This window comes from Bradyrhizobium sp. SZCCHNRI2009, from assembly GCF_032485115.1.
Classification (GTDB): domain Bacteria; phylum Pseudomonadota; class Alphaproteobacteria; order Rhizobiales; family Xanthobacteraceae; genus Bradyrhizobium.
The window spans coordinates 209,881-228,996 of the sequence record NZ_JAUEUH010000008.1; the positions used below are offsets into that span (position 1 = coordinate 209,881).

General features: G+C 66.1%; 15 protein-coding genes and 1 riboswitch. Of the genes, 8 read left to right on the plus strand and 7 right to left on the minus strand.

The window, feature by feature from the left end; all coding sequences use genetic code 11:
• Position 1: 1 nt before the first annotated feature.
• Positions 2 to 2,698 (minus strand): alanine--tRNA ligase, encoded by a 2,697-nt coding sequence (gene alaS / locus QX041_RS26535; protein WP_316167232.1) that lies wholly within the window; start codon positions 2,696 to 2,698, stop codon positions 2 to 4.
• Positions 2,699 to 2,879: 181 nt separating this feature from the next.
• A riboswitch (glycine riboswitch) is annotated at positions 2,880 to 2,991 on the plus strand.
• A 145-nt stretch (positions 2,992 to 3,136) separates the two neighbouring features.
• On the opposite strand from alaS, the gene gcvT reads away from it, so the two are divergent.
• The 3 genes from gcvT (at position 3,137) to gcvP (ending at position 7,688) form a co-directional block, all read left to right on the plus strand.
• Positions 3,137 to 4,285, plus strand: a complete 1,149-nt coding sequence (gene gcvT, locus QX041_RS26540) for a glycine cleavage system aminomethyltransferase GcvT (RefSeq protein ID WP_316167073.1) — start codon at positions 3,137 to 3,139, stop codon at positions 4,283 to 4,285.
• A gap of 9 nt (positions 4,286 to 4,294) precedes the next feature.
• Positions 4,295 to 4,660 (plus strand): glycine cleavage system protein GcvH, encoded by a 366-nt coding sequence (gene gcvH / locus QX041_RS26545; RefSeq protein ID WP_315716067.1) that lies wholly within the window; start codon positions 4,295 to 4,297, stop codon positions 4,658 to 4,660.
• 154 nt (positions 4,661 to 4,814) lie between these two features.
• On the plus strand, positions 4,815 to 7,688 hold the full coding sequence (gene gcvP / locus QX041_RS26550; RefSeq protein ID WP_315716066.1) for an aminomethyl-transferring glycine dehydrogenase: 2,874 nt from the start codon (positions 4,815 to 4,817) through the stop codon (positions 7,686 to 7,688).
• On the opposite strand, the gene QX041_RS26555 is transcribed toward gcvP, so the two are convergent.
• A complete protein-coding gene (locus QX041_RS26555) occupies positions 7,667 to 8,878 on the minus strand; it encodes a DUF1835 domain-containing protein (RefSeq protein WP_316167075.1) in 1,212 nt (403 codons plus the stop codon). The two genes, gcvP and QX041_RS26555, sit on opposite strands and share 22 nt — an antisense overlap.
• 165 nt (positions 8,879 to 9,043) lie before the next feature.
• Positions 9,044 to 10,138 (minus strand): recombinase RecA, encoded by a 1,095-nt coding sequence (gene recA, locus QX041_RS26560; RefSeq protein WP_315828231.1) that lies wholly within the window; start codon positions 10,136 to 10,138, stop codon positions 9,044 to 9,046.
• Between the two features lie 582 nt (positions 10,139 to 10,720).
• Here recA and QX041_RS26565 point away from each other — a divergent pair.
• Both QX041_RS26565 and QX041_RS26570 read left to right on the plus strand, forming a co-directional pair.
• The gene (locus QX041_RS26565) at positions 10,721 to 11,014 is read left to right on the plus strand and encodes a hypothetical protein (protein ID WP_315716194.1); all 294 of its coding nucleotides are present in this window, start codon (positions 10,721 to 10,723) and stop codon (positions 11,012 to 11,014) included.
• Between the two features lie 1,261 nt (positions 11,015 to 12,275).
• Positions 12,276 to 12,515, plus strand: coding sequence for a DUF6894 family protein (locus QX041_RS26570; protein WP_012045383.1), 240 nt, complete (start codon positions 12,276 to 12,278; stop codon positions 12,513 to 12,515).
• Between the two features lie 339 nt (positions 12,516 to 12,854).
• Here the strand turns inward: QX041_RS26570 and QX041_RS26575 are convergent, their stop codons facing one another.
• Both QX041_RS26575 and QX041_RS26580 read right to left on the minus strand, forming a co-directional pair.
• Positions 12,855 to 13,100, minus strand: coding sequence for a hypothetical protein (locus QX041_RS26575; protein WP_315828229.1), 246 nt, complete (start codon positions 13,098 to 13,100; stop codon positions 12,855 to 12,857).
• Positions 13,101 to 13,220: 120 nt separating this feature from the next.
• Positions 13,221 to 13,517 (minus strand): hypothetical protein, encoded by a 297-nt coding sequence (locus QX041_RS26580; RefSeq protein ID WP_316167077.1) that lies wholly within the window; start codon positions 13,515 to 13,517, stop codon positions 13,221 to 13,223.
• 260 nt (positions 13,518 to 13,777) lie between these two features.
• On the opposite strand from QX041_RS26580, the gene QX041_RS26585 reads away from it, so the two are divergent.
• Together QX041_RS26585 and QX041_RS26590 are read left to right on the plus strand one after the other, a co-directional pair.
• Positions 13,778 to 14,236 carry a PaaI family thioesterase gene (locus tag QX041_RS26585; RefSeq protein WP_409977944.1) on the plus strand — a complete coding sequence of 153 codons (459 nt, stop codon included), beginning with the start codon at positions 13,778 to 13,780 and terminating at the stop codon, positions 14,234 to 14,236.
• A gap of 143 nt (positions 14,237 to 14,379) precedes the next feature.
• Entirely contained in the window at positions 14,380 to 14,631 is a 252-nt protein-coding gene (locus QX041_RS26590; RefSeq protein WP_315716061.1) for a PilZ domain-containing protein, read from the plus strand.
• Positions 14,632 to 14,646: 15 nt separating this feature from the next.
• On the opposite strand, the gene QX041_RS26595 is transcribed toward QX041_RS26590, so the two are convergent.
• Together QX041_RS26595 and QX041_RS26600 are read right to left on the minus strand one after the other, a co-directional pair.
• Complete coding sequence (locus QX041_RS26595; protein ID WP_316167078.1) at positions 14,647 to 16,620, minus strand: pyrroloquinoline quinone-dependent dehydrogenase; 1,974 nt, start codon at positions 16,618 to 16,620, stop codon at positions 14,647 to 14,649.
• 279 nt (positions 16,621 to 16,899) lie between these two features.
• Positions 16,900 to 18,411, minus strand: coding sequence for a caspase family protein (locus QX041_RS26600; protein ID WP_316167079.1), 1,512 nt, complete (start codon positions 18,409 to 18,411; stop codon positions 16,900 to 16,902).
• Positions 18,412 to 18,633: 222 nt separating this feature from the next.
• On the opposite strand from QX041_RS26600, the gene QX041_RS26605 reads away from it, so the two are divergent.
• On the plus strand, positions 18,634 to 19,056 hold the full coding sequence (locus QX041_RS26605; protein WP_316167080.1) for a hypothetical protein: 423 nt from the start codon (positions 18,634 to 18,636) through the stop codon (positions 19,054 to 19,056).
• The last annotated feature ends 60 nt before the right edge of the window (positions 19,057 to 19,116 follow it).

The window sequence follows — 19,116 nt, forward strand, 5'->3', positions numbered from 1 at the left end:
GTCAGCCTGCCTTGCTGATCGCGCTCTCGATCGCGGCCAGCGCAGCCTCCGCCTTGGAGCCGTCGGGACCGCCGGCCTGGGCCATGTCGGGACGGCCGCCGCCGCCCTTGCCGCCGAGCGCCTCGGACGCAGCCCGCACGAGGTCGACCGCATTGAAACGCGAAGTGAGATCGGCGGTGACGCCGACCACGACCCCGGCCTTGCCGTCCTCCGAGGTCGCGACAAGCGCGACCACGCCGGAGCCGAGCTGCTTCTTGGCGTCGTCGGCCAGCGATTTCAGATCCTTCATCTCGATGCCGGAGACCGCGCGCGCCATCAGCTTCACGCCGCCGACGTCGCGGACGCCGGCAGCAGGCGAGCCATTGCCGATCGAGGTGCCGCTGCCCATCGCGAGCTTCTTGCGCGCGTCCGACAGCTCGCGCTCGAGCTTCTTGCGCTCCTCCATCAGCGCGGTGATGCGGGCCGGCACGTCCTCGACCGTGGTGCGCAGCTCGGCCGCCGCCGCCTTGGCGAGCGAGAGGTTGTGGTTGGCATGCGCACGGGCGCCGCGCGCCGTCAGCGCCTCGATGCGGCGGACGCCGGACGCCACCGCACTCTCCGAGGTGACCGCGATCAGGCCGATGTCGCCGGTGCGCCTGACATGGGTGCCGCCGCACAGCTCGACCGACCAGCCCAATGTATTAGAACCTTGGGCGTTATTGCCGTGATCACGCGCGGCGTTGCCCATCGAGACGACGCGGACCTCGTCGCCATATTTCTCGCCGAACAGCGCGCGGGCGCCGGCCTCGCGGGCGTCGTCGAGCCCCATCAGGCGGGTCGTAACCTCGGCATTCTCGAGCACGACGTCGTTGGCGATGTCCTCGACGCGGGCGAGCTCTTCCGGGGTGATCGGCTTCGGATGGACGAAGTCGAAGCGCAGGCGGTCCGGAGAGACCAGCGAGCCGCGCTGGGCGATGTGGTCGCCGAGCACCTGGCGCAGCGCCTCGTGCAGGATGTGGGTCGCCGAGTGGTTGGCGCGGATCGCCGAGCGCCTGGTGTGGTCGACGTCGAGCTGCAGCGCCGCGCCGAGCTTGAGCGTGCCCTGCTCCACGGTGCCGATGTGCGCGAACAGGTCGCCAGCCTTCTTCTGGGTGTCGGTGATGCGCACGCGGACGCCGTCGCCGGTCATGAGGCCGGTGTCGCCGACCTGGCCGCCGGACTCGCCGTAGAACGGGGTCTGGTTCAGGACGATGACGCCGCTCTCGCCGGCCTTGAGGCTGTCGACCTCGGCGCCGTTCTTGACCAGCGCGGTGACCGCGCCTTCGGCGGTCTCGGTCTCATAGCCGAGGAACTCGGTGGCGCCGAGCTTCTCGCGCAGCGGGAACCAGACGGTCTCGGTCGCAGCCTCGCCGGAGCCGGCCCAGGCGGCGCGCGCCTTGGCACGCTGGCGGTCCATGGCGTCGGTGAAGGAAGCCTGGTCGACGCTGATGCCGCGCGACTTCAGCGCGTCCTGGGTGAGATCGAGCGGGAAGCCGTAGGTGTCGTACAGGGTGAAGGCGACGTCGCCGTCGAACATGTCGCCCTTCGAGAGCGAGGCCGACTTCTCGTCGAGGATGGCCAGCCCGCGCTCCAGCGTCTTACGGAAGCGGGTCTCTTCGAGCCGCAGCGTCTCCTTGATCAGCGCCTCGGCGCGGATCAGCTCCGGATAGGCCTGGCCCATCTCACGCGAAAGCGTGCCGACGAGCTTGTGCATCAGCGGCTCGCGGGCGCCGAGCAGTTGGGCGTGGCGCATCGCGCGGCGCATGATCCGGCGCAGCACATAGCCGCGGCCCTCGTTCGAGGGCAGCACGCCGTCCGAGATCAGGAACGACGAGGCGCGCAAATGGTCGGCGATGACCCGGAGCGACGCCTTCTGCGGGCCCTGCGGGTCGGCATTGGTGAGGTCGGCGATGGCGCGGATCAGGGCGACGAACAGGTCGATGTCGTAATTGTCGTGCTTGCCCTGCAGCACCGCGGCGACGCGCTCCAGGCCGGCGCCGGTGTCGATCGACGGCTTCGGCAGCGGATTGCGGACCCCGCCCTCGAGCTGCTCGTATTGCATGAACACGAGGTTCCAGATCTCGATGAAGCGATCGCCATCGGCCTCCGGCGAGCCGGGCGGGCCGCCCCAGATCTTGTCGCCGTGGTCGTAGAAGATCTCCGAGCACGGGCCGCACGGGCCGGTGTCGCCCATCTGCCAGAAATTGTCCGAGCCGGCGATCCGGATGATGCGCGATTCCGGCAGGCCGGCAATCTTCTTCCAGAGCCCGAACGCTTCGTCGTCATCGATGTAGACGGTCGCGGTCAGCTTGTCCTTCGGGAGGCCGAACTCCTTGGTGACGAGCTTCCAGGCGAGCTCGATGGCGTTCTCCTTGAAATAGTCGCCGAAGGAGAAGTTGCCGAGCATCTCGAAGAAGGTGTGGTGCCGGGCGGTGTAGCCGACATTGTCGAGGTCGTTGTGCTTGCCGCCGGCGCGCACGCATTTCTGCGACGTCGTAGCGCGGTTGTAGGGCCGCTTCTCGACGCCGGTGAAGACGTTCTTGAACTGCACCATGCCGGCGTTCGTGAACATCAGGGTCGGGTCGTTGCGCGGCACGAGCGGCGAGGACGGCACGATCTCGTGGCCGTTCGCAGCGAAGAAATTGAGGAAGGTCGACCTGATCTCGTTGACGCCGCTCATAGCAATCCAATCGAAGAAGTCCGGGAATTCGGCGGCAATGCTTTTAGACAAGGCGACTTCGCGTGTCCAGAAACTGTGCAGAAACATCATGGGCTTGCTGCACGGCTCCTAAAGCTGGTTGAAAGCCGCCGTGACGCGTTGACAGCTTGCGCGGGCTGGTGTTTGGTCCCGGACATAGACGACAGTCGCGTCGGGAGAGACTGGCCTTTTGAGGTTCTGGTTGAACGTCAAGGGTCGGCGCCGAAGGAGCAACCGCCCCGGAAACTCTCAGGCAAAAGGACCCTCGCGACTGATACTGCATCTGGAAAGAGACGCTTGTCCGGTTTTGACCGGGACGCGTCCGCCGACGGGATAATACTCTCAGGCACAGCGACAGATGGGGCTTCGGTGGCGTTTTTCGGGACTGGTCCCGAGGAACCGCGCGAGGACCCCTGATCGATGGCTGAACCGGCTGCCCCCCCTTTTTTGAAGCGAACGCCGCTCCATGCGCTGCACGTCAGCCTTGGCGGCAAGATGGTGCCCTTCGCGGGCTATGAGATGCCGGTGCAGTACGCGCCCGGCGTGCTCAAGGAACACCTCCATACCCGCAGCGCGGCCGGACTGTTCGACGTGTCCCACATGGGCCAGGTCGCGCTGGTGCCGAAATCCGGCAAGGTCGCCGACGCCGCAGCCGCGCTCGAGCGGCTGGTGCCTCAGGACGTCATCGGCATTCCCCCGGGCCGGCAGCGCTATGCCCAGTTCACCAATGCCGAGGGCGGCATTCTCGATGACCTGATGGTGGCGAATTTCGGCGAGCACCTGGTGCTGGTGGTCAACGCCGCCTGCAAGGACGCCGACATCGAGCTGCTGCGCGACGGGCTGTCCGACGTCTGCGAGGTGCAGCCGCTGACCGACCGGGCACTCCTGGCGTTGCAGGGGCCGAAGGCCGCGAGCGTGCTGGCGAAATTCTGCGCTGATGCCGAGGGCATGCGTTTCATGGATTCCGGCCCGCGCACGGTCGACGGGCTCGCCAGCTACGTCTCGCGCTCCGGCTACACCGGCGAGGACGGCTACGAGATCTCCGTTCCCGCCGCCAAGGCCGAGCAGCTCGCCGAAGCGCTGCTGTCGGACAAGGACGTGCTGCCGATCGGACTGGGCGCCCGCGACAGCCTGCGGCTCGAGGCCGGGCTCTGTCTCTATGGCCACGACATCGACACGGCGACGACCCCGGTCGAGGCCGCGCTGGAGTGGTCGGTGCAGAAGGTCCGCCGCAGCGGCGGCGCGCGCGCCGGCGGCTTCCCCGGCGCTGACAAGATCCTTGCCCAGTTCGATGGCGGTGCGACACGCCGCCGCGTCGGCTTGAGGCCCGAGGGCCGCGCGCCGGTGCGCGAGGGAGCTGCGCTGTTCGCGTCGGCCGATTCAGCCGAGCCGGTCGGCCAGGTCACCTCTGGTGGCTTCGGCCCGACGCTGAATGCTCCGGTCGCGATGGGTTACGTGCCGACCACTCTCTCTGCGCTCGACACCCCGTTGTTCGCCGATGTGCGCGGCCAACGCCTGCCGCTGCGCGTCGCCGCCATGCCCTTCGTTCCCAACACCTACAAGCGCTGAAGGACGTCCATGACCACGCTCTACACCTCCGACCATGAATGGCTCAGCATCGATGGCGACACAGCCACCATTGGCATCACCGACTATGCGCAGGCCCAACTCGGCGACGTCGTGTTCGTGGAGCTGCCGCAGGTCGGCCGCGCGCTGAAGAAGTCGGAAGCCGCCGCCGTGGTCGAATCGGTCAAGGCCGCCTCCGACGTCTACGCGCCGATCACCGGCGAGGTGGTCGAGGTCAACCAGGCGATCGTCGACGAGCCGGCGCTCGTCAACACCGACGCCGGCGGCAAGGCCTGGTTCTTCAAGCTCAAGATCGCCGACCGGGGCGAACTCGGCGGCCTGATGGATGAGGCCGCCTACAAGGCGCATACGGCGTGAGACGCGCGGTGCGTAGCCCGCATGAGCGGAGCGATGCGGGACCGGCGGTCCCGGGTCGCTGCGCTCGCCCGGGCTACGGTCTGCCGATCTCGCCGTCGCTGTTTACTGGATGCCCCGCCGTCGCGGGGCATGACGAGGCATAGAGGATTTGCTCATGACCACGCCGCTCAAGCCGCTCGATGATGCCGCCACCAGCTTCGCCCGCCGCCATATCGGTCCCTCGCCGCGCGACGTCGCGGCGATGCTGGAGACCGTCGGCGCCAAGAGCGTGGCGGAGCTGATGGCGCAGACGCTACCCGGCACGATCCGGCAGACGGCGCCGCTCACCCTCGAGCCGGCGCTGAGCGAGCCCGAAGCATTGTCACACATGCGCGCACTCGCCGCACGGAATCAGGTCTTCACCTCGCTGATCGGCCAGGGATATTCCGGCACGCTCATGCCGGCGGTGATCCAGCGCAACATCCTGGAGAACCCGGCTTGGTACACGGCCTACACTCCCTATCAGCCGGAGATCAGCCAGGGCCGGCTGGAGGCGCTATTCAACTTCCAGACCATGATCTGCGATCTCACCGGGCTCGACGTCGCCAACGCCTCGCTGCTCGACGAGGCCACGGCGGCGGCGGAAGCGATGGCTCTGGCCGAGCGTTCGGCGCGGGCGAAGACCAAGGCGTTCTTCGTCGATCGGAACGTGCATCCGCAGACGCTGGCGGTGCTGCGCACCCGCGCGGAGCCGCTCGGCTGGCAGCTGATCGTCGGCGACCCCGCCGAGGATCTGGACGGCACCGAGGTGTTCGGCGGCCTGCTGCAATATCCGGACACGACGGGCGCGCTGCGCGATCCGCGCGCCGCGATTGCCAAGCTGCATGACAAGGGCGCGCTCGCGATCCTCGCCGCCGACCTGCTGGCGGTGACCGTGATTGCCTCGCCGGGGGAACTCGGCGCCGACATCGCGATCGGCTCGGCGCAGCGCTTCGGCGTGCCGATGGGCTATGGCGGACCGCATGCGGCCTACATGGCGGTGCGCGATGCGCTGAAGCGGTCGCTGCCCGGCCGCATCGTCGGCCTCTCCGTCGATTCACGCGGGGCTCCCGCCTATCGGCTGGCGCTGCAGACCCGCGAGCAGCACATCCGCCGCGAGAAGGCGACCTCGAACATCTGCACGGCGCAGGTGCTGCTGGCGGTGATTGCCGCGATGTACGCGGTCTATCATGGCCCCGACGGGCTGAAGGCGATCGCCCGCACCGCGCATCGGCGGACCGCGGTGCTGGCTGCAGGGCTGCGCAAGCTCGGCTTTGCGCCGGAAAGCGAGGCCTTCTTCGACACGGTCACCGTCGAGGCCGGCGCCAAGTCCGAGTCGATCATCGCCCGCGCGGAAGGCGAGCGGATCAATCTCGGGCGCGACGGCAGCAGGCTGCGGATCGCGCTCGATGAGACCACGACGGCCGATGTCGTCGAAGCCGTCTGGCGCGCTTTCGGCGGCGAGCTCTCCTACACGACGATCGAGGCGGAAGCGCGCGAGGCTCTGCCGGCCGAGCTCAAGCGGCAGCGGCCGTTCCTGACCCATCCGGTGTTCCACGCGCATCGCTCCGAGACCGAGATGCTGCGCTATCTGCGCAAGCTCGCGGACCGCGACCTCGCGCTCGATCGCGCGATGATTCCGCTCGGCTCCTGCACGATGAAGCTGAACGCGACGACCGAGATGATTCCACTGACGTGGCCGGAATTCGCCAGCCTGCACCCGTTCGTGCCGCGCGCGCAGGCCGCCGGCTATCATACGATGTTCGCCGATCTGACCGACTGGTTGTGCCGGATCTCCGGCTATGACGCGGTGTCGCTGCAGCCGAACTCGGGCGCGCAGGGCGAATATGCCGGCCTCCTGGCGATCCGCGGCTACTACGCCGCCCGCGGCGAGGGCCATCGCACCATCTGCCTGATTCCTTCCTCCGCCCACGGCACCAACCCGGCCTCGGCGCACATGGCCGGCATGGAGGTGGTCGTGGTCGGCTGCGATGCAGGCGGCAATGTCGATCTCGCCGATCTCAAGGCCAAGGCGGAAGCGCATAGCGCCAAGCTCGCCGCCATCATGATCACCTATCCCTCGACGCATGGCGTGTTCGAGGAGCACATCCGCGACATCTGCGACATCGTCCATGCCCACGGCGGACAGGTCTATCTCGACGGCGCCAACCTCAATGCGCAGGTCGGCCTCGCCAGACCCGGCGATTACGGCGCCGATGTCAGCCATTTCAACCTGCACAAGACCTTCTGCATTCCGCATGGCGGCGGCGGCCCGGGCATGGGCCCGATCGGCGTGAAGGCGCATCTGGCGCCCTTCCTGCCCGGTCACCCTGCGACCGACGGCGCGAGCGCGCATCCGATCGGGCCGGTCTCGGCCGCCCCCTACGGCTCGGCCTCGATCCTGACCATCTCCTACATCTACATGCTGCTGATGGGCGGCGACGGCCTGACCCGCGCCACCGAGATTGCGATCCTCAACGCCAACTACGTCGCGGCGCGGCTCGATGCGCATTTTCCGGTGCTCTACCGCAACGAGCGCGGCCGCGTCGCGCATGAATGCATCATCGACCCGCGGCCGCTCAAGCAGAGCAGCGGCGTCACCGTCGACGACATCGCCAAGCGGCTGATCGACTACGGCTTCCACGCGCCGACCATGAGCTTCCCGGTGGCGGGCACCTTGATGATCGAGCCGACGGAATCGGAGTCCAAGGCGGAGCTCGACCGCTTCTGCGACGCCATGATCGCGATCCGGAAGGAGATCGCCGAGGTCGAACAGGGCCGCTTCGGAATCGAGGCCTCGCCGCTGCGCCACGCGCCGCACACGGTGCACGACATCGCCGACGACGATTGGAACAGGGCCTACCGGCGCAGCGAGGGCTGCTTCCCCGCGGGCACCTCGCGCACCGACAAGTACTGGTGTCCGGTCGGCCGCGTCGACAACGTCTACGGCGACCGCAATCTGGTGTGCTCATGCCCGCCGGTGGCGGACTACGCCCAGGCGGCGGAGTAAGCCTCCTCACACATGTTCCAATGGATCGGGCGCCACGGCTCGCGACAATCAATGACGTGAGGCGTGCCGGGATCCGGAGCGATGAGCACCGCATGCCAGCGCCAGAGATTGGCGTTGATCAATTCGGTGCCGCCCCACCAGCGCCGGATCGGATTATGGCTGCTGAAATCCTCCTCGCCGGCCAGGATCGCCTTGCCGAGCGGCGTCAGCGACAGCGTGCTCGCCTTGTAGCGCTCGAGGCGTTCACGGCTGTCGTGCATCTCGACCGAGAACGGCCGTTCGGCGAGGCCCGAAATTGCCGGCGCCGGCGCCAGTGCCAGACCGTCGAGCAACGCGCCTCCCTCCCAATAGTCATAGACGCGGCGTTGAAAGCGATCCCGATGATGCGGCAACAGGTCGAATGCGTGCTGATAGCCGGCTGACAGCAATTCGAGGATTCTCAGCTCCGATGCTCCGAGGCCAGTCGCAACACCGGGAAGCTCATCGAGCATCTCCTGCACGCAGCGGCGAAGCTGCGGCAGCGCACTGAGATCCTGCTTCAACAGATCGAACCAGGCTTGCGGCGTCGGCGCCCGAAACGCCTGCCATGCCAGATGGCCCAAATCGAGATGCTCACGCGCAAGCTCTACGCCGGCAATGGTCCGACCGGCGAGTCGCCCGGCCGGGGCATCGGATAGCGGAACATCGACATGCCGCAATACGATCTTCGTCGCGATCTCCGCGTGATGGCGCAGATAGTCCAAGAGCCAGATCAGCACCAACTGGTCGTTCGGACGGGTCCCCATCCACAGCTCGACGCTATCGCAACGGTCGACAAGTTCGAGAAAACTCTGACTCCGCCCGCCGACCGCCATGAAGTCGCCACGCGAGGCGAAATCCAACCAATGCCCGCGCTTCGGTCGCGCGGTGCGCTGGACGAGATAAGCCGATAACTCGGCATCTGATGGCAACGGTCCCCATACGAAACGATGGAGAATTGGCACCACCAAGTCGGCAAACCCGCCTCTCCGAAGCGCTCCGGCGCTGGGATCATCGGCCGCTAGAATCAAACGCGTCATGCTGTTGGCTCCGGCACGACCTGATTGGCTCAAGACGCTATCAACACGTTCGCGATCGGCTCCCGGCGCCCAGGACTGGCGTCGGAAGTGTCGGTGCCGCCGCGCGGATCCGGTCTGCTCGTCCGCGCGCACGCTTTCGATTATTCGCGCTGAAGATCGTATCCGGCGCTCGGAAACTCAGGCTCACTGCATTCGGTCATGCAGCAACCGCAGATTTCGGCAGAACACCACACATCTGCAAACGGGCGCCGGAACGTCGGCAACGCAACGTCCACGGCACCCGCTGCCGTCTTACCTCTACTCCTCCGCCGGCTCCTCGCCGTCGGCGTCGGCGTCGCGCTCGGCGTTGCCGGCCAGGATCTGCTCGGCGATCAGGCCGGAGTTCTGGCGGATCGCGGCTTCGATCTTGGCGGTCATGTCCGGATTGGCCTTGAGGAACGATTTCGAATTCTCACGTCCCTGCCCGAGACGCTGACTATCGTAGGAGAACCAGGCGCCGGACTTCTCGACGATGCCGGCCTTGACGCCGAGATCGAGGATCTCGCCCATCTTGGAGACGCCCTCGCCATACATGATGTCGAATTCGACCTGCTTGAACGGCGGCGCCAGCTTGTTCTTCACCACCTTCACACGGGTGGAATTGCCGATCACCTCGTCGCGCTCCTTGATCGCGCCGATGCGGCGGATGTCGAGGCGAACCGAGGCATAAAACTTCAGCGCGTTGCCGCCGGTGGTGGTCTCCGGCGAGCCGTACATCACACCGATCTTCATGCGGATCTGGTTGATGAAGATCACCATCGTGTTGGACTTGTTGATCGAGGCCGTCAGCTTGCGCAGAGCCTGGCTCATCAGGCGGGCCTGCAGGCCCGGCAGCGACTCGCCCATCTCGCCTTCGAGTTCGGCCTTCGGCACCAGCGCCGCCACGGAGTCGACCACCAGCACGTCGACCGCACCGGAACGCACCAGGGTGTCGCAGATCTCCAGCGCCTGCTCACCCGTATCCGGCTGCGAGATCAGAAGCTCGTCGATGTTCACGCCGAGTTTGCGCGCATACACCGGATCGAGCGCATGCTCGGCATCGATGAAGGCGCAGATGCCGCCCTTCTTCTGCGCTTCTGCCACCGTGTGCAGCGCCAGCGTGGTCTTGCCCGAGGATTCCGGCCCGTAGATCTCGACGATGCGGCCCTTCGGCAAACCGCCGATGCCGAGCGCGATGTCGAGCCCGAGCGAGCCGCTGGACACCGTATCGACATCCATCGAACGGTCGTTCTTGCCCAGCTTCATCACCGAGCCCTTGCCGAACTGACGCTCGATCTGGGACAGCGCAGCGGAGAGCGCCTTACTCTTATCCATGGAGGAACCTTCGACGATACGCAGGGCGGTGGCGGACATTGGCGCTCCTTATGGCGGGGATTCGCGGGATGGACAAACGGTTAACGAGGTCGGCCAGCAATCTTGAGGTGAATGTACTCCATCCGTTCTTTGTTCGCAATATGTTCTTCTCGACATTCACACCTCTCTTTCACAAACCCCTGACAACCCGCGGGAGACACGCCTGCCGCTCGAGGGCCGAGGGCCGGCGCGCGGTGCACCGCGCACCAGCGAGGGAGCGCTGCCCGATCAGCGCGCCCGGAAGCGAAGTACGGCATGCGGGATGCTGGATGACGGCGACTGCGAAGGGATCCCGATCCGGCTGGAGGCGGAAGCCATGCGCGCGAACGGCGCGGCCGCCGACCGGTGATCGCGCGGACTACGACCAGCCTGCGCGAGCGCTCCAACCTCGCTTTCCACGCCTGCGGCATACACAAAATCAATTATAAGTAGTTATTGTCGTCTCGGCCGTGCCCTATCATCCTGCTGGTCCTTCTCTCTGAGCCTCGCAGACCGCTTCCAATTTTCGGAACCAGCATGACCGGATCCAACAACGAACAGACCCTCACGCTGTGGCGCCCTGTCGGCCCAAAGGAGCTTGCCTTGATCGAGGCGTCGGGCATGCGTGCGTTTCCGCCGCGCCTTCCGGAGCAGCCGATCTTCTACCCGGTGCTGACCGAGGACTATGCCGTGAAGATCGCACGGGACTGGAACGTGCCGGCGAGCGGCGCCGGCCACGTGCTGCGCTTTGCGATCCTGCGAGGCTTCATCGACACCTACGAGGTGCGCGAGGCCGGCGGCCGCAAGCATCGCGAGTACTGGATTCCCAGCGAAGACCTCGCCGACTTCAACGCCGCAATCGTTGGACCGATCGTGCTTGTCAGGTCTTTTCCTTGAAACTACCAACTCCTACACGCGTGCGTAGATCGCACATTCCGTGGTTCTCCTGAGAGGAACGAAGTTCCATCGCCTCTTCTGCTTTTGTTCGGCTCGTCGTGCGTGCAGGCGCACGATTTCGATGCAGACGCGCAGCCGCGCGCAAGCGGCGGCCGGCCATCAGGTTCCGCATCACGTGGCGTGCAAGCACTCGACGGCCACCATATGACGGACGACAGATGAAGCGACGAACCTCGGACGCCCCCGTGTCGGACCCTGCCCAAGAATGCGTTAGCGCGCCATTGGCGCGGCTCCTCATGCCGGCCCGAGGAATGGCCCGGAAAAAACCCGCGTGATCCGCATCACGCGCGCCGGCGCTCACGACATCTTCAAGCCACAAACCATTGTCATAAACTTTGGGTTGCGTTATAGAATCGTGGTTGTCGTACGTCTGAGCAGATTTTTGATCAGCCCCGGATTTGTTTGTTCGTTGCGATGATGGTCGCCGCACATCGTCTAGTTTATCGCCTTTGGTGTGCCGTCGACCGATCCCTTGCAGCCTGTCAGCTCCCGCACTTGCAGGCTCCGTCACACGTAGGCGCACGGCCCTGAAACCATCCGCGCCGAAAGAAAGCCCCGGACGACGTCCGGGGCTTTCGACGTTGATAGCTCCGCTCGGGATGCATCTCCCTCCGTCATTGTCGTGATGTCGGGGAACGGATCGCGTGCGTTGCGCTTCATATTGGCGATGACAACAAATGACGTGACGTGCCCGTCCTGCAGGGCCGGCCTTCAAAGGATCGAGCTTCACTCGCAGCAAGACGCCGCGGGAGAGAGGCGTTGTCCGGCCTGCGATGAACTCTTGGAAATGGTCGACGGCGCGACGCAGATCGCCTACCGACTGACAGTCGTGCCGGAACGGATCTTCGACCACAGCCAGGTGCGCGTCCCACGGCGGCCGATCGAGATTGCAACCTTGATCTGACGCAAGGCACGCCTACAGATTTCGCACTAATTTAATCGTGTCACTGCCGAACTGCCCTCGCTGGGAAGCTACGACGTTGACGCCGAGCCTCGGACCGCAGCGGTCCGAGGCTCATTCGTTGGCCCGCGATTCGTCCGGTTGCGCCGCACATCACCAACGGCAATCAGCCTAACCGAAGCGATCAGCGCGACCGACCGTATTTTACCGGAATTGATCCGAGTGGGTTTTGCGCTTCCATTTGTGGTGCGTACATCAAACCCAGCGGCCTGGGGCGGTCAGGGCTCACCGGTTTTGGCAATGCCGCTCTATTTCTTTCGTATCCGCAACGGCCACTTCTCAGGCGCGTCCGAGTATGGGACCGAGTGCGCCGACCGCAACGCAGCCTGGAAAGAGATGACCACCGTCTGCGCCGACATGGCCAGCAGCATCTCGCGCAAGCTCGCCGAAAACTCCGAATGGCAGATGGAGCTGCTCGACGAGGCAAGGCAGCCGGTCTTCCGCATCCGGATCGTCGCCGAGTCGCTGGATCAGGCCTGACGGCTCGCCACACCTCTTGTGGATCGTCGCAGGCGAAAGATGCAACCCAAGATTGTAGTCAACGAGGTTGACTGCGCGTCATTTCGGCAGCCGAACTTGATCGAGATCAAAATGCCTGTCTGCATCTTGGCAGACATTTAAATTTGTATGGGTAATCTGATCTTCAAATGTCCGCGAACGGGGATGAACGTGCAGCATTGGCTGGAAGAGCCGAAGCCGGGCGATCCCACGTGCTCCTATGAAACCGTGGTCTGCAAGGCCTGCACGCGGCTTCATTTCATCAATCGGGATACACGCAAGCTTCTTGGCGAAAAGGAATGAGGCGCTCGCGGCAATCGTTCAATCGGCGCTGGGAAGCCGCCGCATCGTGAACTCGATGGCCCCATCGGGAAGCTCGCGCCAGCTTTCGACGGCGCTCATGTAGCCGGCCTTGGGATAGCGGGTCAGATAGTCGCGGGCCTTGGCGCGCGCTTGCTCGCGCGGCAGCGTGAACGTGTCGCGAACGTAGCCGTCGCGAGCCCCCACGGCGCCCTTCTGGCGCCGGGCCGCCATCCGGCTAGCAATGTCCCGGGGGCGCATCCCCATCGACGAACTCCAACGCGCTGCCACACCGTCAATATAGACGGGGCCGCGAGGAATCCGAGTCCGCAATCGGCAAGCGGGCCCGGAAGGGTCAGAGCCCGCCCGACCCGAGCGTGATAAATCTCAGTTGGTGCTGCCGGCAGCCTTCGGCTTCTTGGCCGCGGTGGTCTTCATGGCAGGCGCCGCCTTGGGCTGCTCGGCCGCCCGGACGTTGCCCCAGGGATCGGTGCTCGTCTTGGCGTCCGGAATCTTGCGCATGGTGTCCCTGTAGGCCTGCTCCCGCGCCGCTTCGGCCTCTTTCTCCTCGGGCGACTTGGAGGGACCGTCGGCGAGAAGGTTGATGTTGGGCATCTGCGCCATTGCGGGAACCGCCCAGCCGGCCAGCACGGCGACCGCCATCGTCACGATCAGCTTCTTCATTGGTTACTCCCCGGTATAGGCGCCTTATACCATCGCTTCGCCATGCGCCAAGCCCGCGGCACTGTGCCGGAACGGTGGAGCGCAGGTCGGGATGTTCACGGCCGCATCGTCTGCGCGCACCTGCCGTCTGTTCCACGGCGTGCCATCATCATAGTTTTCCAACTCCGGCCTTTTCAAGCCGCCGCTCTGCGGCAACATTCCGGCGGCTCCGCCGATCGCGGCGAGGCAAGTCGATGCCGAGACACGTCGATGACACGATCATGGAAGGACCTCCGCGCGTGCCGAACGAGACCCTGAACTTCACCACCGACGACGCGAGGCGCATCCTTGATGACGTGTTCGCGCCCTGGATCAAGGATCTTGGCTTGATTGTCGAGGACATCGCGCCGTCTCCGCAGGGCGAAGCCGGCGCCATCCTGCGCATGCCGTTCTCGCCGCGGCTCTGCCGCGACAATGGCGTCGTCTGCGGCCAGGCGCTGATGGCTTTTGCCGATACCGCGATGGTGATCGGGATGGTCACCGCCAGCGGCGGCTACCGGCCGATGACCACTGTCGACCAGACCACGCATTTCATGCGCGCCATTGCTTCCGCCGACGTGATGGCCGATGCACGCGTGGTGCGGATGGGCCGCACCATGAGCTTCGGCCGGGTCACACTGACCAGCGCCGGCGATGGCAAGCCGGTGGCCATGGTGTCGAGCGCCTTCGCGATGCTCTGATCCGCGGCCTGCCGGGTTAACGAAACGTGAAGGCGACGGCCCTGGCTTCGCACGCCGGATTCATCTGATCGAAACGCGAGCCTGATTTATTTTAGGTGCTTTTGACGCGAAAGGTGACGCCGTCCGGCACCGGAATACAGGCCATGAGCGAGACGAGTGACAAGCGCATTGCACCGAGGCATCGGGTGCTGAAGCAGGGCAGGCTGGCATTCGACGGCGGCGGCGCGGTCGATTGCATGGTCCGCAACATGTCCGACACCGGCGCCAGGGTCGAGGTGGTCAGTCCGGTCGGTCTGCCCGAAGCCTTCACGCTGGTGATCCCAGCCGACAAATTCACGCGGCGCTGCCACGCAGTCTGGAGCCACGACAAGCGGATCGGCGTGGCCTTCGACTGATAGCGGTCCGGCGGGCTAGACCCGCCGCAGGCGCCATCGCCACAACGTCACCAACAGGCCGACCAGCACCCCGGCCGCGAGCAGGGCGCCGGCGGCGAACCGTCCGCCCGGACGATCAATCGTCCGTGACCATAGCGAGGGACCTTCGCCATCGCGCGCCAGCCGAAACGCCACGACGCTGTCGCCGAGCGACGTTCCCGCCTCCGAATGGCCGCCGGCTGCGATCACCACGAATTGCTCGCCCTTCCATTCATAGGTCATCGGATTGGCGACGCCCGGCGCGGGCAACCGGCCCTGCCAGAGCTCCTGACCTGAGACAGCATCAAAGGCGCGCAGATAGGCGTCCATTGCGCCGGTGAAGACGAGGCCGCCGGCTGTGACCACGACGCCGTTGACGAGCGGCGTACCCCATTTGAACGCCAGCCCGAGCGGTGCGCGATCCTCGGTGGTGCCGACGGTCGAGCGCCACAGGATCTTGCCGGCCTTGAGATCGACCGCGACCATTTCGCCCCATGGCGGCCGGTTGCACAACAGGCCGAGCTTGGACATGGCGACCACCCGCGTCACCGCGAACGGCGACCCGCGCTGCAGCCCGACATCGGCACCACGCGGCGGCGTCATCCCATCAGCTTCCGCGCGCGGGATCAGCCGGACGATGTGGATGGCACGGCTGACATTGGCGTAGAGGATCTGATGGACGGGATCGAACGCCGCCCCGCCCCAGTTCACGCCGCCGCCGGTCATCGGAAACAGCAACGTGCCCTGGATCGTGGGCGGCGTGTACAAACCCTCATTGCGCAATGGCGCGAGCTGATCGTCGCAGGAGGAATCCAGGACGCGCGGCACGGCCCTGAAAATATCATCCGCTGCGAAGCGCTGATCGAGCAGCGGCGGCACATGGGTCGGAAATGGCTGCGTCGCCGATAGAACCTCACCCTCGGCGGCGCCTTGCGGCACTGCGCGCTCCTCCACCGGCCAGACCGGCGCGCCGGTGTCGCGGTCGAGCACGAACACGAAGCCCTGCTTGGTCGGCTGTATGACGACGTCACGCGCCCCCTGCCCGGCATCGATCCGCGCCAACGTCGGCTGCGCCGGCAGATCGTAATCCCAGACGTCGTGGTGCGTGGTCTGAAACGACCAGGCCAGTTCGCCGCTTTCGATCCGCAAAGCGACCACGGAATCGGCATGCCGGTTGTCACCCGGACGCGCACCGCCGAAGAAATCCGGACTGGGCGACGAGGTCGGAAGGAAGACGAGGCCGCGCGCCTCGTCGACCGACATCGGCGCCCAGACGTTCGCATGTCCCGCCGCGATGCCGTCATGGATCAACGGATCGAAACTCCAGCGCAGCGCGCCGGTGCGCGCATCGAAACCGCGGACCGTGCCTCTGGGCGCATCGACCCGCACATTGTCGCCGATCGATGAGCCGACCACCACGACACCCCCGCCCACCACCGGCGCCGAGGTGATCTGGAACTCGCCCGGCCATAGCAGGTCCTTGGAAATGTCGATCCGCACTTCGCCGTCCGATCCAAAGCCCGCGCAGGGCTGTCCTGTTTGCGCGTCGAGGGCGATCAAGCGAGCATCGACCGTGCCCATGAACAACCTGCTGCGGCATGCCGCGCCGGCCGGCGCCTGCTCGTCCACCCAATGGGCAACGCCGCGGCAGGCATAGCGATTGGCCGGGCGCCGCCCGTCACCGACCGTGGGGTCGAAGCGCCAGCGCTGCACGCCGGTGCCGGGATCGAGCGCGACCACCTCATTGAACGGCGTGCAGAATACCAGGCTGTCCTCGACCAGGATCGGCGTCGCCTCGAACTTGGTCCGCAAGGCTGCCGCGGGCGGCCGGCTCTGCAGATCCCCGGTGTGATAGTCCCAGGCAGGCACCAGCCGATCGACATTGGAAGGCGTGATCTGCGCCAGCGGCGAGAACCGCGTTCCACCGGCATCGCCGCCCCAGTGCTGCCAGCCAAGGGCCGGCACGACCATCAACTGGCTCCCGACGAGGACCGCGCAAACACCTGCTCGACGCAACGACATGACCCTTCCCTCCCGCAGACTGCATCCGAAGCGACGCACCGGGACGATGAAAGCAGCCTTCGCGGGCGGATCGAGCGGGATGGGACGGGCGGCGGCATCCGCGGGACGAGTGGTGAGGAGCGATGACGAATGGCAGAACCGAGAGGATGACCCGAACGAACGTCCCCCGCCAAACATCAGTGGCCGCCCTTGCGGGCGGCCACATCGATGCGCAGACGTCAGCCAGCTTCAGTAGCCATAGCCGCGCCGTGTCGGATAGTTCTGAGGTGCCCGCCCATAGCCACCGCCATAGCCGCCGCCGATGCCGATCCCGATACTGACCGGCGGCGCCACGCGCACCGGCGGTCCATAATACGCGCGCGGCGGAGGCGGTGGCGCGTAGACGACGACATCGTCGTCAGGGTCGCGTCGGGGCGTGCGGCCGGCGCGCTTGGGAGGGTCCTCGTCGCGCTTCCTCGCCGGCTTCTCTTCGACCCGCTTCGGCGTCTCAGACTTCCGGGCCGGCGGAGGCGTCTGCGAGCATGGGCAGGTCGGGCCTGCCGCCGCTACGGCCGGCACGACCGGCAGGGTTGCCGAAGCGGCGGCCGGGATCGCCGCATTGGCGGCCGCCACCACCGACGTCACCACGGGCCGGTTGCGCAGGCGCTCGATCAGCTTGCGCGCGGTCGGGGTCAGGTCGCTGTTCGGATAGCGGTCGAGAAAGCCCTGATAGGACGCCACCGTATTGATCAGCACCGCCTCGTTCCAGGCTGCCATCCTGTTGTGGAGGTCGAGCCATTCCCGCGCCTGCGGGCCATAGGGCGGCGCGGTGTAGAGCGTCACGAAGGCCTCATACGCCTCGACGCTGCCGTCGCCGACGATGATTTCGTTGGCGGCCTCGATCGGCTTGCCCTCCAGGCTGCGCTTCCATTCGTCGACGCTGCGCTTGGCGACGACCGGCCGCGCGCCGGCATTGGCAGCGCCCCCATCCGCCGCCCCGACGAAGCGAAAATCCTCCGTCAAGGACGACGAATCCCACGGCGTCTGCCGGCCCTCGGTGACCTTGTTCACCGCAACGCGCACGCGCTTGAACGCCTGCTCGATGGGAAGGCCCGGCTCCCGCGCCGCCTGCAGCAGTGCCGTGGTATAGGGGCTGTTGGCGCCGGTGCCATCCTCGGCTTCCGCGCCGGGCGAGGTCGAGTAGGACAGGAAGGTGCCCGGCGCTCCCGTCTTTGTGTCGACCAGCGCAAGGCCGCGGCCCGCGTTCTGGCTGATGGCGGGAAACGGATTGTTGCGGCAGGCATCGAGCAGCAGGATTCGCATCCGGCTCGGCACCGAATTGAGCGTGTTCAGGAGATCGTTGAGACGCACGGCCTGCAGCGGAATGTCCGCTTCACGTCGCGGATCGACGTCCACGGGTACGAGATAGTTCTCGCCGTCGATCTGCAGTCCGTGGCCGGCATAGAACACCAGCGCCACCGTGTCGGGTCCCTTGGCCGCGATCTTGGCGGCGAAGTCGCCGACCTCCCTGTTGAGGTCCCGCTGCGACAGATCGGCGGCGGTCGTCACGTCGAACCCCGCTTCACCCAGCATCTTCGCCATTGCCTTGGCATCGTTGGCGGGATTCGGCAGCGCCGTCACCGAACGATAGGCCGACTGCCCGATCACCAGCGCCAGCCTGCTGCTTTCAGCCAATGCGGGAGCAAGGCCGGCAAACAGGCCGCCGGCGAGCAATGCAGCCCTGAGAGCGTGCCGAAACATGGGATCTCCAATCTGCTCATGGCGTGCCTGTTGGTCGAGCCGGTTCGCGGCCCGGTTCATCCCGACGAGCACAATCCGGTGAGCACGATGCCGGACGGCCGGCGCCGTTCGGGCGCGCATGACTGCCGCCGGCCGCGACCGGACATCGTTGCTGCACGAGTTTCCCGCAGCAATGCCTCGATCTCTCGCTAGCGTGCGCGCCGCAATGGGGGACGATGCGGCATGCGGCGGATTGCGTCACGCGTGGGGCTGCTCTCGGGGCTGCTCTCGGCCCTGCTCCTGATCGGCTGCGCCGCCGACAGCAATGCGCGCCTGCCGGCCTTCATGCGGGCCAAGGCGCCCGAGCCGCCGCAGCCCGAAGCCGCGCCAGATGTCGCGCTTCTCGTGCGCAAGAATCTCGACATGATCTTCGTCGCAACGACGCTGCCACGTGATGTCGAGGCCACATCCGCCCGACATGCCGATGCCGGCGATACATGGACCGCCTGCGTGCGGGCTCAGATCATATCCGCCAGTGGGACCGCGCTCCGGCGCCAGACCTATCGGCTCTTGATCAGGCACAACGAGATCATCGACCGGCGGCGCGCGGCGGCCGGCGACGACTGTGTTTCTGAAGATTACAAAGCCGTCCTGCCGACGAAGTAATTCCTCCGAAGGCGAGCTGGATCCGCCACGCCGACTGGAACTCGTCCCGTCGGTGGGCGT

Coding starts and splice junctions, on each gene's coding strand:
- gcvP (WP_315716066.1), top strand. CDS start 4,815: ATGACCACGCCGCTCAAGCCGCTCGATGATGCCGCCACCAGCTTCGCC.
- QX041_RS26605 (WP_316167080.1), top strand. CDS start 18,634: ATGCGGCGGATTGCGTCACGCGTGGGGCTGCTCTCGGGGCTGCTCTCG.
- gcvH (WP_315716067.1), top strand. CDS start 4,295: ATGACCACGCTCTACACCTCCGACCATGAATGGCTCAGCATCGATGGC.
- QX041_RS26580 (WP_316167077.1), bottom strand. CDS start 13,517: ATGAAGAAGCTGATCGTGACGATGGCGGTCGCCGTGCTGGCCGGCTGG.
- QX041_RS26570 (WP_012045383.1), top strand. CDS start 12,276: ATGCCGCTCTATTTCTTTCGTATCCGCAACGGCCACTTCTCAGGCGCG.
- gcvT (WP_316167073.1), top strand. CDS start 3,137: ATGGCTGAACCGGCTGCCCCCCCTTTTTTGAAGCGAACGCCGCTCCAT.
- QX041_RS26590 (WP_315716061.1), top strand. CDS start 14,380: ATGAGCGAGACGAGTGACAAGCGCATTGCACCGAGGCATCGGGTGCTG.
- alaS (WP_316167232.1), bottom strand. CDS start 2,698: ATGAGCGGCGTCAACGAGATCAGGTCGACCTTCCTCAATTTCTTCGCT.
- QX041_RS26600 (WP_316167079.1), bottom strand. CDS start 18,411: ATGTTTCGGCACGCTCTCAGGGCTGCATTGCTCGCCGGCGGCCTGTTT.
- QX041_RS26585 (WP_409977944.1), top strand. CDS start 13,778: ATGGAAGGACCTCCGCGCGTGCCGAACGAGACCCTGAACTTCACCACC.
- recA (WP_315828231.1), bottom strand. CDS start 10,138: ATGTCCGCCACCGCCCTGCGTATCGTCGAAGGTTCCTCCATGGATAAG.
- QX041_RS26575 (WP_315828229.1), bottom strand. CDS start 13,100: ATGGGGATGCGCCCCCGGGACATTGCTAGCCGGATGGCGGCCCGGCGC.
- QX041_RS26595 (WP_316167078.1), bottom strand. CDS start 16,620: ATGGTCGTGCCGGCCCTTGGCTGGCAGCACTGGGGCGGCGATGCCGGT.